Annotated in this window: 13 protein-coding genes and 1 tRNA gene; 5 read left to right on the plus strand and 9 right to left on the minus strand. The window is 68.3% G+C overall.

What is annotated here, in order from left to right:
* Positions 1 to 10: 10 nt before the first annotated feature.
* From Q0Z83_RS22200 to Q0Z83_RS22210, 3 genes are all read right to left on the minus strand, one after another.
* Complete coding sequence (locus Q0Z83_RS22200) at positions 11 to 862, minus strand: alpha/beta fold hydrolase (RefSeq protein WP_317795883.1); 852 nt, start codon at positions 860 to 862, stop codon at positions 11 to 13.
* A 44-nt stretch (positions 863 to 906) separates the two neighbouring features.
* Entirely contained in the window at positions 907 to 3054 is a 2148-nt protein-coding gene (gene secA2, locus Q0Z83_RS22205; protein ID WP_317795884.1) for an accessory Sec system translocase SecA2, read from the minus strand.
* Positions 3055 to 3186: 132 nt separating this feature from the next.
* Positions 3187 to 4488 (minus strand): alpha/beta hydrolase, encoded by a 1302-nt coding sequence (locus Q0Z83_RS22210; protein WP_317795885.1) that lies wholly within the window; start codon positions 4486 to 4488, stop codon positions 3187 to 3189.
* 113 nt (positions 4489 to 4601) lie between these two features.
* Between Q0Z83_RS22210 and Q0Z83_RS22215 the strand changes: the two genes are divergently transcribed.
* Together Q0Z83_RS22215 and Q0Z83_RS22220 are read left to right on the plus strand one after the other, a co-directional pair.
* Positions 4602 to 5183 carry a TetR/AcrR family transcriptional regulator gene (locus Q0Z83_RS22215; protein ID WP_317795886.1) on the plus strand — a complete coding sequence of 194 codons (582 nt, stop codon included), beginning with the start codon at positions 4602 to 4604 and terminating at the stop codon, positions 5181 to 5183.
* A 23-nt stretch (positions 5184 to 5206) separates the two neighbouring features.
* Complete coding sequence (locus Q0Z83_RS22220; protein WP_317795887.1) at positions 5207 to 6001, plus strand: hypothetical protein; 795 nt, start codon at positions 5207 to 5209, stop codon at positions 5999 to 6001.
* Here the strand turns inward: Q0Z83_RS22220 and Q0Z83_RS55885 are convergent.
* Positions 5887 to 6495: a DUF2750 domain-containing protein gene (locus tag Q0Z83_RS55885; RefSeq protein ID WP_378079230.1), complete on the minus strand. Its 609-nt coding sequence runs from the start codon at positions 6493 to 6495 to the stop codon at positions 5887 to 5889. The two genes, Q0Z83_RS22220 and Q0Z83_RS55885, sit on opposite strands and share 115 nt — an antisense overlap.
* Between Q0Z83_RS55885 and Q0Z83_RS22225 the strand changes: the two genes are divergently transcribed.
* The gene (locus Q0Z83_RS22225; protein ID WP_317795888.1) at positions 6376 to 7107 is read left to right on the plus strand and encodes a DUF4253 domain-containing protein; all 732 of its coding nucleotides are present in this window, start codon (positions 6376 to 6378) and stop codon (positions 7105 to 7107) included. The two genes, Q0Z83_RS55885 and Q0Z83_RS22225, sit on opposite strands and share 120 nt — an antisense overlap.
* Positions 7108 to 7360: 253 nt before the next feature.
* A complete protein-coding gene (locus tag Q0Z83_RS22230) occupies positions 7361 to 8473 on the plus strand; it encodes a WD40/YVTN/BNR-like repeat-containing protein (protein ID WP_317795889.1) in 1113 nt (370 codons plus the stop codon).
* Positions 8474 to 8525: 52 nt separating this feature from the next.
* Here Q0Z83_RS22230 and Q0Z83_RS22235 read toward each other — a convergent pair.
* The 4 genes from Q0Z83_RS22235 to Q0Z83_RS22250 form a co-directional block, all read right to left on the minus strand.
* Positions 8526 to 8604: transfer RNA gene (locus Q0Z83_RS22235), tRNA-Arg, on the minus strand.
* A gap of 100 nt (positions 8605 to 8704) precedes the next feature.
* Positions 8705 to 9127, minus strand: coding sequence for a hypothetical protein (locus tag Q0Z83_RS22240; protein ID WP_317795890.1), 423 nt, complete (start codon positions 9125 to 9127; stop codon positions 8705 to 8707).
* Between the two features lie 27 nt (positions 9128 to 9154).
* Complete coding sequence (locus tag Q0Z83_RS22245) at positions 9155 to 9514, minus strand: SRPBCC family protein (protein ID WP_317795891.1); 360 nt, start codon at positions 9512 to 9514, stop codon at positions 9155 to 9157.
* Positions 9515 to 9793: 279 nt separating this feature from the next.
* Entirely contained in the window at positions 9794 to 11080 is a 1287-nt protein-coding gene (locus Q0Z83_RS22250) for a DUF6602 domain-containing protein (protein ID WP_317795892.1), read from the minus strand.
* A gap of 274 nt (positions 11081 to 11354) precedes the next feature.
* On the opposite strand from Q0Z83_RS22250, the gene Q0Z83_RS22255 reads away from it, so the two are divergent.
* Positions 11355 to 11768 carry a hypothetical protein gene (locus tag Q0Z83_RS22255; RefSeq protein ID WP_317795893.1) on the plus strand — a complete coding sequence of 138 codons (414 nt, stop codon included), beginning with the start codon at positions 11355 to 11357 and terminating at the stop codon, positions 11766 to 11768.
* A 134-nt stretch (positions 11769 to 11902) separates the two neighbouring features.
* Here Q0Z83_RS22255 and Q0Z83_RS22260 read toward each other — a convergent pair whose 3' ends face one another.
* Positions 11903 to 12148, minus strand: coding sequence for an e9imm peptide (locus Q0Z83_RS22260; protein WP_317795894.1), 246 nt, complete (start codon positions 12146 to 12148; stop codon positions 11903 to 11905).
* Between the last annotated feature and the right edge of the window lie 103 nt (positions 12149 to 12251).

Consider the following 12251-nt stretch of genomic DNA (forward strand, 5'->3'; position numbering starts at 1 on the left):
GACGTGTCATTCAGGTCGTCGGCGCGACGCTTCTGATCCGCTCCAGGATGTACCTGGCCAGCTCATCCGGTGCCTGTTCGGGAATCCAGTGCGAGACGCCGTCGAGGACCTTGAAGTCGAACGGGCCGGTCACCCACCGGCCGGTCAGTTCCGCGGCACGGCGACCGATGGCGATGTCGTCGGTGCTCCAGACATACGTCGTCGGGACGGTGACCGCGCCGGTCCCGAGCCCGACGCAGGTGTCCAGCGGCATCGCGCGATACCAGCGCAACGCGGCGGCCAGCCGGCCGGGGTCGGTGCTGAGCCGGTCGACGTACGCCCTCGCCGTCTCAGCGTCGAGACCGGATCGCTCGAGCATCGCCACCGCGAGCCGGCCATCCCGCGACCGGATGGCGGCCTCGGGAAGCCATGGCAGCTGAAAGAAGCCGACATGCCACGCCTGCCAGGCCTGCCGACCGGTCAGCATGGCCTTCACCACCGCACGCGGGTGCGGCGCGGAAACCGCGGTCAGGGTGTGCAGCCGATCCGGCCGCATGGCGGCGAACATCCACGCCACCCCACCGCCCCAGTCGTGGCCCACCAGGTGAACCCGCTCGGCCCCGGCGGCATCGATCAGGGCCACGACGTCGGCCACCAGCTCGTCGAGCCGGTAGGCCCGCCGGGACCGGGGCCGGGCCTGCGGGCTGTAACCACGCTGGTCCGGCGCGATGACCCGGTAACCGGCCGCCAGCAGCGGCCGGGAAACGCCGATCCACGATCGAGCACTCTGCGGGAACCCGTGCAGGAGCACCACCGTCTCCGCACCCACCGGCCCCTCGTCCGACACGTCGAACCGCATGCCGTTGCGGGAAAACGACTCCACGACAGCGACGCTACGCCGGGTGGGCGAGAAGCGATGCCCGTGGTTCAGCGGCCCGCGGTGGACGACCAGCCGGAGCGCAGCAGGTTGCGCAGGCCGGAGAAGAACTGCTCCAGGCCCGCCTCGAACGGGGTGTCGTCGACGACGTAGGTCCAGGTGGCGCTCGGGCGGTCGATGACCGGGTCGGGCGCGGCCGGGTCGAGAGCCCCGAACGCGTCGGCGGCACGCTGCTCGGCCGCCGGGATCAGCTGCCGGAAAGCGGGGATCGCGGCGCGGTGGAACTCGTCGAGCGGGTCCAGGTTGGCGATCGAGCGCAGGTGGATGCCTTCCCGGAGTTCGGCCATGTCGGACAGGTGATCGGCCCACGCCTGGTCCAGGTGGAACAGCAGCAACTGCCGGGCCACGGCCGTGAGCCGCCGGTCGACCGGGTGGAACCGGGCCATCACCTCCGGCGCGCGGTCGGTGGTGAGGATCTGCTCCCGGTACGCGGCGATCGTGGTCCGGTGCTGTTCGAGCAGGTAGTGGTAGCGCCAGGTGTTGCGGTGCACCTGGAGATCGACCTGTTCGGCGAGGCGCTGCGCGTCGGCGGCCGGGCGTTGCCCGTACCGCAGAAGCAGCTCGTCCTCCCTGCTCACGAAGAACACCGAGCCGCCCGGATCACCCTGCCGCCCGGCCCGGCCGCGCACCTGATCGTCGACGCGGCTGCTGTCGTGGCGGCCGACCCCGATCACGTAGAGACCGCCGAGCGCCGCAACCCGCGCGTGGTCGGCCTGGTCACTGCCGCCGAGCCGGATGTCGACGCCGCGCCCGGTCATCTGGGTGGAGACGGTGACGGCCCCGGGAAGCCCGGCCTCGGCGACGATCGCGGCTTCCCTGGCGTCGTTACGGGCGTTCAGGACGGTGCACGGGATGCCCGCGTCGCTCAGGCGCGCGCCGAGCGCCTCCGAGTCGGCGACACTCGCCGTCGCCAGTAGTATCGGCCGGCCGGTCGCGTGGGTCCGGGCGACCTCCGCGACGACGGCGGCGTCACGCTGCCCGGCGGTCTCGTACACCCGGTCGGGTGCGTCCAGGCGGATGCACGGCCGGTGCGGCGGCAGGACGGCGATCTCCAGGCCGTAGAACTCGCGCAGCTGCTCCCCGACCGGCAGGGCGGTGCCGGTCATCCCGGCCACCTTGCGGTACTGCCCGAGCAGCGCCTGCAGGGTGATCGTGGCCAGGATCGTGCCGCCGCCGCTGCCGGTCAGCCCCTCTTCGGCCTCGACCGCCGCCTGTAGCCCGTCCGGCCAGCGGCGGCGCCCGGCGACCCGGCCACGGAAGCCGTCGACGAGTTCGACCCGGCCGTCCCGGACGATGTAGTCGACGTCCCGGGTGAGCAGCGCCGACGCGTACAGCGCCAGATTGACGGCGGTCAGCAGATCCAAATTCTCCGGCTGGTAGAGGTCGACACCGCCGAGACCCTCCTCGGCGAACTCGATGCCGGCCGGGGTGAGGTGCACGGCCTGATTCTCGTCGGCGACCGTGTAGTGCTCGTCGCGGATCATCGCCCGGACCAGCACGGCGATGCCCGGCGCCAGATCAGCCTCCATGCCGGTGGAACCCGCCAGCACCAACGGCACCCGCGCCTCGTCGACCAGAATGGAGTCGGCCTCGTCGACGATGACGGCGTGCAGGGGTCGCTGCACCCGGTCCGCGGCGTCGGTGCAGAGCCCGTCGCGGAGGAAGTCGAAGCCGACCTCGTTGACCGAGACGTAGGTGACGTCACGCGCATACGCCATCCGCCGCTCCTCCGGCGTGCAGGCCCCGGTCACCCAGCCCACGGAGACGCCGAGCCGCTCGTAGAACGGCCACATCCACTCCACGTCACGCCGCGCCAGATAGTCGTTGACGGTCAGCACGTGCACCGGCCCGCCCCGGCTGAGCTCGGCCGCGGCGATCGCGGCGGTCAGGGTCTTGCCCTCACCGGTCGCCATCTGCACCACCCGGCCGCCGATCAGCGCCAGAGCCCCGACGAGCTGCTCGTCGTACGGCCGCAGCCCCAGCGTCTGCCATGCCGTCTCCCGGGCGACCGCACAGAGCTCGGCTCGTGGCGTGCCCGTCCCCCGCGCCTCGGCCCAGAGCGGCCGCAGGTCGACGGCCGAACCGGGCGGCCGCACCACCCGACGCCGCAGGGACTCCACCCAACCTGGAAGCGCCACCGTGTCCCCCTCACGTGCCGGCATCCACTGTGCCCGACCCACGAGACCGCTGCCACCCTGATCCTTCGGATCACGACCAGATCAAGATCAACGACATCTCCCGGGTACGCCCGGAGCGGCACCGCCGTACCGTCATCGATGATCTTGCAGGAACGTCGGGATGTCGGCGCGCGTCGGGTAGTTCGGCAGCGGCGCCGGCCGGCCGTCGAGGAAGGCGGTGATGACGCCGGCCGCTCGTCGGTTGTTGTCGTCGAGGCCGTTCCACATGCGGTGTCCGACGCCGGGCAGGTACTGAGTCCGTTCGACGGCGGGCCCGGCCGCCAGGACGGCGGTCGCCCACTGCCGGATCTGCGAGGAGCACTCGGCGATCATCAGCATCGTCGGGGTGCCGGAACTCCCCAGTCGCGGGGCCAGGGACGGCGAGTCTCTGATGGTCTGCTGCACTCGAAGACTGGCGGCGGCGTTGAAGGAGAAGTTCTGCGGGTCGTCCTCGACCGGAATGCGGTGTGCGTCATGTGCGCAGTAGGCGGAGGCGGTGTCGCTGCCGAGGTCGGCGGCGGTGAACGCGTTGACACCTTCGGCCTGGCCGACCAGACCGTTGTCGAACCCCAGGAGCCCGAGGCGCAGGAGGCCGAAGGCCACGCCGTATCGGGGTAGGTGGGTGGAGCGGGGGCCCGCCGGATCGGGGGCGGCTCCCCGGGCGGACGGTCTTCCCGGGTGCCCGTCGATGCGCGCGGTGGGGCCGTCCATCGGGCCCGGTTCGGCGATGATCGCCCGGCGTACCCGGGCGGCCTGCCGGGGGTCGGCCAGGGCCCGGGTGAGAACGATCGCACCCGCGGAGAACCCGAGCACGTCGACCTGCCCCCGGCCGCCCAGGCGGTCGAGGAAGTCGCCCAGGTCGGTGGTCAGCCGGTCGATGCCGTACTCGTCCATGCGAAGCAGGTCGCTACGTCCCGCGCCGGCCTGTTCGTAGGCGTAGACGTCGTGGCCCTCGCGCGCCAGCAGTTGCAGGAAGGCGTGGTCGAGCAGGGAGATGCCGCGGATCGGGCCGCCGTGCAGGTACACGAGCGGTGTCGGGCGGCGCGGAGAGCCGGGGGCGGGCGGGTAGTGGTAGACCGCGACTCGGCTGCCGGAGGCCAGCTGCCAGTGTCGAGCCGCGGCGAAGGGCAGGTCCACGGGGTGGCGCCGCTGGGTGGGGACGGTGGGAATGCACACCGTGATGGTCAGCGCCGCGGCGGCCGCCACCGGCAGCAGCCGCCTGAGCCGGATCCGCCGGGTGTGCCGTCGGCCGAACCCGAGCACGGCCGCCGTCGCGGCGAGAAACGTCAACAGCCAGGCGACGAGCCCGTTTCGAGCCCCGTCGGTGGCGACGATCAGCACGAGGAAGAGCAGGACGAGTCCTCCGAACGCACCCACCGCCAGGCAGAGTCGCATGCCGCATCTCCTCCAAGTTTCTGAACACTGTTTTGAAACACCGTATCAAAACAGTGGAGAGGTACGCCGCACGGTGAACGACGGTCGCCCGGCAGGCCCGTAGGCTGGGCGTCGTGGGCAGGCCGAGAACCAACGACGACGCGGTGAAGGACCGACTGGTCCAGACCGCCACCGAGATGCTGGCCACCCGCCCCAGCGAATCGATCAGCATCCGCGCCCTGGCCACCGCCGCGGGCGCCGCCACCGCAGCGGTCTACACGCTGTTCGGCAGCAAGGACGCGCTGATCGACGAGGTCCGCGCCAGAGCGGTCGCCGGACTGTTCGCGGAGATGTCCGCCGTCCCCACCGGAGCCGATCCGCTCGCCGACATCCACGCACTCTGCCGTGCCTACCGGCACTGGGCGGTCCGCAACCGTCACCTCTACGCGGTCCTGTTCGGCGGCGTCCAGTCGTTCGACCCGTCCGGCCCGGCCGGTGCCGGCGACCCGGTCCGGCCACTGCTCGACGCGATCCACCGAGGCCTGGCCACACCGGTACTCGACGGCGACCCGACCGCCATCGCCCTGTCCCTCTGGGTCACACTGCACGGGCTCGTCGCCCTCGAACTGGCCGGGGCGCTCGACAGCACCACCGCGGACCACGGCTTCGACTCGGCAGTTCACGCCATGTTGCGCGGCTGGGCCCCCCGAGCGTGACCCACGGCATCGACTGTCCGGCCTTGCATCGGCGCCTGTATGCCGGGTTACGGACCGGGCTCCTGGTTCTCGGGTGGGTGGTTCGGCGGCGGGCGGTGCTGTCGACCACGGCACTACTGACCGCCGTCGCCCTCCAGGTACTGCCTCGGTACGCCGAGAACGGCCATCACCTAGGGTTCCGGCTCGCGGTCGGCATCCTGCCCGCCATCCCGTTCCTGCTGTGCTCGGCCTTCGCCGCCCGCGTCTTTCATCCGGCGAAGCTGGTGGCACGGCCCGAGGCGTCCGCCTTCGACGTCCCAGTCGGCCCGAGTGCGGTCCTCGCCGCGACGGGTCAGACGTTCTTCGTGTTCTTCCTGCTGGGTGGGCCGGTCCGGGCCGTCGCGGCGGACGAGGGACTCTGGTGGCTCGCCGCGATCCTCGCGGTTCTCCTCACCGGTCAACTGGCCGCCTTCTGGCGGGCGGCGCTGGGCCGATTCGGAACGCGACTGACTCCGGACGGGATCGAGTTCCGGGATGTTTTCGGATCTCTGTTCCTACCTTGGCAGGCCCTGGCCACTCCCCGTTCGGCCCGACCGCGCGACGCGCAGCAGGTGACCCTCCATCTCGCGCATCCGGAACTGGTGCGCCGGCGCGGCTTTCGATACAGCGGTCCGGCGCTACTGCCGGCCGCGGGCGTCGACGCGCAACTGCTGGCACGCGCGATTCACGAGTACGCGAACGACGCCGACCTTCGCTCGACCATCGGCTCGACAGCCGAACTGGACAGATTCCTGGCGATTCCGCACATCACCGACCATGCCGACCGGGCCCGAACCTGATCGATGCCAAGCGATTCGTCACCTCTGCCACCGTGAAGTCCCAGCCCACCAGGCGTCATGCTCTCGGGACGCAAACCACCGCCCCAGATCTCGGCCGCTCGTTGAGCGCGAACCGGCGACGACCAGAACGGCATCGCCCGTACGCCGGTGGAAACCTCCGGTGCCGGGCTTCCCTGATCGTCTCGAACCCACCATACGACCTGATGGCGCGCCACCTCGCGAAAGAACGCCGCTGCTTGGCTGCCGCTTTGACTCACGAACCGTGACGGTAACAGCGGGGGCCACCCGTTGCACCAGATGATGGTCGTTGGACGGCGGCCGGTCGACGTCCCTCCCCCGCCGGCAGCCGGCCACCTTTGCGGCACCATGATCGGATGCGAGACACACCACCTACGCAGCCGTTGCTCGTCACGCCGACCGGAGCAGAGGTCATCGGGTTCCAGGCTGAAGGCGACGAGGCCCTGCGGTGGTGGGAACAGCTGCGGCTGGCCCATCCCGCGAGTGGGCTTTGGCCGCTCCTGATGGATGTCGACACCCCTGGGCAGCTGACCGAGTCGTACCCCTCCAACAACGGACAGGTCTGGTCGGCAGCCGACGCGCAGGCGCTGAACGGCGCCGCGCTTCTGGCCGAACTCGGCGAGCGGTACCTGAGCACCAGTTCCCCGAACTACGCCGCGAAGCTGCGCGCCGAACTGGCCGGTGAAGGAGTATGGCCCGAGAAACCAGAACAACCCGGATTCGGGCTCCCCTACAGCTGGAACGGGGAGCCGGCCGAAGTCACCGTCGCCCTGGTGCCCGCCACCGCACCGTGGCTGGTGCCGGTGACCCTGCAACACAGTGTCTTCTGGTCCCCGGACCCGGCCGAGCATTCCGCGATCATGCGTTACTGGCACGGCCGGTACGGAGCCGAACCGGTCGTCTGGACCGACACCACCCTCGAATACGCCGTCGCCCGCCCGCCGACCACCCCGCCCGACGCACTGGCCCTGGCCTGGGAATACCGCCAGTACAACGACGGCGGATTCGACTACTACCACGCTGACACTCTCACCGAACTGGCCGCCGGTCTGATGAATGCCCCCGTCTGGCGCGTGTGGTGGGACTGATCTGATCGTCCGGACCGTTGCTCCGCCGGTCATCGCTCGACGCCCTCTCGGAACTCCGGCTTCGGAACCGTCTTCGCCCCGGCGGTGTCATTGAGTACACCCACCGGAAGGAGACGGCCGTATGCCCGCCACACCGCGTCGTGAGCTGATCGTCTGGAGCGAGGCCGGCCCACACGACGAACCATCACCCGACCCGCGAGGGCCGACAGCAGACAGGTGGTACCGGCGAGCCGGCGGTGCCGTCATCGCCACGGTGTTGCTGGCGGCGATCGGCGTTGCGACGACGGATGCGGCAGGCGACAAGCCCAGCCGGAGTGACGGCGCGGCGCTCGCGCAGGCGATGCCTTCCGACGACGTCGTTGCCGGGGTGGACACCGGCGAGGTGAACGGACCGCATTTCGGCGCCCTGTTCGTCCAGTTCGTCGACCGGGATCACGGGTTCGCGCTGACCTCGACATGCCCGGACGAAAAGCAGCCCTGCTCGTACGGATTGGCCGTCAGCATCGACGGAGGCCGCACCTACCAGCATCGGAGGGTCCCGTTGGCCGAGGTCCCTCCGCTCGAGGGCTACAGCGCCGACCTGCACGCCGTCACCGCACAGACCGTCGTGATCGAGGATCGCGGGACATGGTGGGTAAGCCTCGACGCCGGGCGTACATGGCGTTCGGCGCCGAACTCCGTGACGCGAACCGTTACCGCGATTCCAGCGAAGGCGCGCCTTCACACCCACTGTGCCGACCCGAACTGCGACAGGCGCGAACTGACGGTGATCGACCCGGCGACGGGTATGCGGTTGAAGGTGGGCGACGTACCGCTGGAGAGCGTTCACGACTCATCGGAATCCACGATCGCCCCCGACGGCACTCGCTGGATCTCCGGCATCGCCCGGGGCGGCGCTCCCGCTCTGGCCATTACGCGCGACGGTGGCCGTACCTGGTCGGTGTCTCGTCTTCCCAAGCCGGAGAAGCTACTGTCCGGGCCGAAACTCCTGGTAGGCCCCGGGAAGCAGCGGTACGCGGTGTTCACCGTGCAACGCCACGGCGTCAAGAACGGCTTCGGGCCCCTGTACGCCAGCACGGACGCCGGCCGAACCTGGACCCGGATACGAGACGGCGAAGAGCAGCCCGCCTCGATCACCGGCGCGATCATCCAGCCGGATGGACAACTGCTGATCGGGACGGAACGGGACGGTCCGATGATCAGCGCCGACGGGGGCCGCACCTTCACCACCCCCGACACCATGCCCGCTGTCTCCAGTTTCATCGAGCGCGGCGGGATGATCACGGCCATGACGAGCGCCGGCACCTACTGGACATCGCGGGACGGCGGAGCGACATGGTCACCGATCTCGGTGCCGACCCCGTAGCCGGAAGCAGCACGAAAGTATGTCGGCCGACGCCGCAGACGGCGTCGGCCGAGTGCCTCGACGGGATTCGAACCCGCGCCTCCGTGTCCCCGAAGGGCGCACGGGATCCTAGGCCCCTAGACGACGAGACTGAGGGAATGTACCGCAGGCGAAACGGCTCCCTGTGCGCGGCTACGAAAGTCGGCAGCCGACGGGGTCGACTGGCGGTGGAATACCGCCGCCGCCTTTGGACTAGTCCCACCAGAGAGTCATGAGTCGTTGTCCTTCGGGTATGGGAATCTCGATGGCGGGCGGGCTGCCCGTCCACCAGTCTGATCCCAATTCCGGCTCGGGGTGGAGCGCGGCAGTGGAGCGCAGCACCTCGGCCGCGGAGGCACTGGCGACGACGTAGACATGATCACTGAAAGGCCATTCGTCGTCGCCCATGACCTCGCTGATGCCGACCCGTACGTCGTCGACATCGGGTCGCTCCCGCAGCGCGAGTAGGGTGGCATGGAAATATTCGATCCCTGGATGATCGGCCAGGTTGCAGCCGATCGATCCCAGATCGTCGTTGCCTTCGAAGAACAACTCCAGGCTGACGACCGACTCCAGCCCCACGCCGGTCTCGCAGCCACTTTGCCGCTGTATCTCCGCCAGCAGGTCTACCAACATGAATAGCCCCCATCCGGTGCCGGTGGGCTACTGCCCGAACGTGTACCGCAGATTCGCATTGATCAGCTCATTGATCCGTTTGCGCATGTGTCCGAGGTTCGAGGAGTCCGGCAGCGGCTCGACGACGAGCAGAGTCCACCCCAGCCGGGTGCCACCAGTGCCGTCGGCTGCCAGGTCGAACCGGATCTGCGCGTCGGGCCGCTTCGCCCACAGCGAGGACCAGACGACAGAATTCGGCTGCTCGGCGGCGATCACCCGCGGTGGTTGCTCATCGTTCAAGAGCAGTAGCCATCGACGGGCCGGGTCGCGGTCCGGTTCGGTCAGCGCTTCGAAGACGACATGGGGCGGTGCCGGCTGGCTTCGCCGCCGACCACCTGCTTCAAGCACGATTCCAGACTAAACGAGCAGGTGTTGCCGACAGGCCGGTCCGGCTCCGGTCAACCGAGCGAGCCGCCCTCAGATGCCACGATCCGCTCGTTGACCCGCGTTCAGCCGCTCGTTGACCTGCGTCCAGGCGCGAGTGGGTGCCGGCCAGTGCCCGCTCGCGCCGATCAGCGCGCGCCTAGCCTGGGCCCGCTATGCCGCGCATAGAGCCGTGGCAGGATGATGGAGTGCTGGCCTGGACGCTCGCCCAGCGCATCATCAGCCGGCAGGTCGGCCATTGTCTTACAAGGTGATCGACGTGATGGGGTTCTGGCGTCGTGGTACCTCCCGGTCGACCAGTTCTGAGTTCAGCGCGGAGTCTTTAGCGACACGTCCTTGGAAACCCCACCTGCCCCAGAACGGTCCGATCGATTTGTCGATGCGGAGGACGGCCCGTGTACGACCTGCGTGGGCCACCACCGCATAATCGACACCCGTCCAGACCCGCGAGCGGGGATTCCATTTCCAAAACAGTCTGGCGGCGTTGAGCAGTTCGGCATCGCTCATGCCTTCCCGGTAGCCGTAGCCTGTCCGGGTCTCTTGGGCGTCCCCACCCCACTTCGACTCGTCCCAAGTGTCTTCCTCGTCCGTCCACGGTCCGAGGCTGATCAACATGACGCGACGCCCGTCCGGCGCCGCGGGGGCAGGTTCCTCATCAACAAGAAAACGGTGGTTCGGGAGGGCTCGCGCGTCTCGCGGAATCACCTGGGCTGCGGCAGGGCTGATCGGCTGATCCTCGGGCAGGAGCAGGCGCACCGCGGGGATGTCCCGGGAGTTGGCCGACCCGTCTTGCCGGTATCGCACGGCCAGCCCTTCGCCAGTGAGTTCCCGGACGGCTTCCCGCATGAAGCGGAAATCCATGCTGTGAACGGGCTCGTCGGCGTAGATAGCAGCCCAAAGCCAAAGGTATAAGACGGCGGAGGGAGAAAGGCTGGACCGGTCGATCGTCACCAGCCCTTCCAGAATTTCTCCTTCCGCCGTTTCGGCGCGTAACGCGGAATCTCGGGTAAGCCGCAGGACGGACGTTGCATTGTCGCGGTCGAAGCTGAACACAGCGGGCCACACTTGTGCGGCGGCATTGAGGTGCAGGGCCGCGACCAAGTCGCACAGCCATGCAGTGCTGTGTTCGAGTTTGCCGACCAGCACAAAGAACGGCACAGCCCGTAACCGACCTCGCGAGCTCGCCTCGGCGGCGAGCTTGTCGGAGATCGTGGTGATGCTGTCTTTGGTACTCAGCCGAGTTTTAATCTCCCCGACCGCGGTCAACGCATCGATGTTGAGCTGCCTGATCAACGGTGGAATGGATTCCGGGAAGACGCCGACGTCCAGTTGCTTCCTCGTCTCGTCCGTTCCCGCCAGGAGTACGCTCCGCGCGGTGTAGGTGCCCGGCAGCATCTCGTGAATGATCTTCAGGACGAGGTCTTCGAACAACGCCCCGGCCTCGCCGTGGTGGAACAGCGCACGCGCCTCGGCCAGTGCGGCCTCGAAGCGAAGATCTCGACTTGCCAGGACGTCCTCGAGATATGCCACGAAGTCCCCCCAGAAGACGCAATGACCGGGCCACCAACCAACATAACCGCTTCTTGGCCACCCCGGAGCCAGGCGCTCGAGGCTGTAGTCGGGCAACAGCCCCGCTGGCGGAGCGTTTATTGGTCGGAGTGGGTGCCGACCGAGATCAGCTCAGTCCCAACCTTCGCGTCTAGTTTGGCGATGGCGTGCCGCGCCCTCAGGGTGGTAGACCGGCTTTGGCGCCGATGCTCTTGGCCAGAGGCTGCAACTCGACACGAACGCAGGGAGACAACCGATGGCTGGCTACGGGCGCAGCGACGAGGAGTGGGACCAGCTAACCTCCGTCGGCTTGGCGTTCCTCGTCGAACGGGCACGCCTTGAGAACACCACGACGTACACCGAGCTCGATGCCACGCTACGACGGCGGACCGGCATACGCGGATTCGATTTCGACCAGGACAGCGAACGTGCCGCTATGGGTCACTTGCTCGGTTTGATCGTGGAGCGTAATCGTCCGACGACCAACCTGCTGATATCGGCCTTGGTTCAGTATTTGAATGCCAACGATGCGGGGCCCGGTTTCTATGTCTTGGCGGTCGAGTTGGGCGTGCTCCCGCAGCGGTCGTCTGCAATGGCGAAGCAAGCTTTCTGGATCGGACAGCTCAACGCGCTGTATGCCTTCTATAAGGCCAAGCGGTCGGGTGCCTAACGCTTGGTGATCAGCCGAGGTCAACGCGCTCATCTGCCGCCGATCGGGCGCTGGCGGTGCCGGATACCGGGCAGGGGTGGCTGATGGTCGGCATCCGAGCAGCGTGTATACAAGTGCCCACGACCCTTCGTCGGCTAGCCGACGAACGGCTGATACCGGAGCGCCTCGTCAATGACTTCATCGTCAGTAAGTTCGGGCGTGTGCCAAAACAGAAGATCGCTGACTCGCGGATACAGCAGCAGCTTCTCCAACTCGTCTAGCAGCTCAGCAGCAGCTTCGTCCGGCAACTCTGGGTGCCTGAGGCGTCGGATGAGGTGATGTGCTCGCTGCCGTTGTACGTCATCAAGCGTGCGAGCCGGCTCTCCCGAGTGGGTGATCATTCCGGCACGTTAACGAAGGTGTGACGAGAACGCCCTCACATGCCGCAGACAACGCGCGCTGGATCCCGTCTCTGCCTCTGCCGTAGCGCGCAACAGCCGGAAC

The sequence above is a fragment of the Actinoplanes sichuanensis genome, assembly GCF_033097365.1.
In the GTDB taxonomy this organism is placed as follows: Bacteria; Actinomycetota; Actinomycetes; order Mycobacteriales; family Micromonosporaceae; genus Actinoplanes; species Actinoplanes sichuanensis.

Excerpts from the sequence above, each read along its gene's own strand:
- Q0Z83_RS55885 (WP_378079230.1), bottom strand. The coding sequence starts at position 6,495 with ATGGGCCAGCCGCAGCTGTTCCCACCACCGCAGGGCCTCGTCGCCTTC.
- Q0Z83_RS22210 (WP_317795885.1), bottom strand. The coding sequence starts at position 4,488 with ATGCGACTCTGCCTGGCGGTGGGTGCGTTCGGAGGACTCGTCCTGCTC.
- Q0Z83_RS22255 (WP_317795893.1), top strand. The coding sequence starts at position 11,355 with ATGGCTGGCTACGGGCGCAGCGACGAGGAGTGGGACCAGCTAACCTCC.
- Q0Z83_RS22240 (WP_317795890.1), bottom strand. The coding sequence starts at position 9,127 with ATGTTGGTAGACCTGCTGGCGGAGATACAGCGGCAAAGTGGCTGCGAG.
- Q0Z83_RS22225 (WP_317795888.1), top strand. The coding sequence starts at position 6,376 with ATGCGAGACACACCACCTACGCAGCCGTTGCTCGTCACGCCGACCGGA.
- Q0Z83_RS22260 (WP_317795894.1), bottom strand. The coding sequence starts at position 12,148 with ATGATCACCCACTCGGGAGAGCCGGCTCGCACGCTTGATGACGTACAA.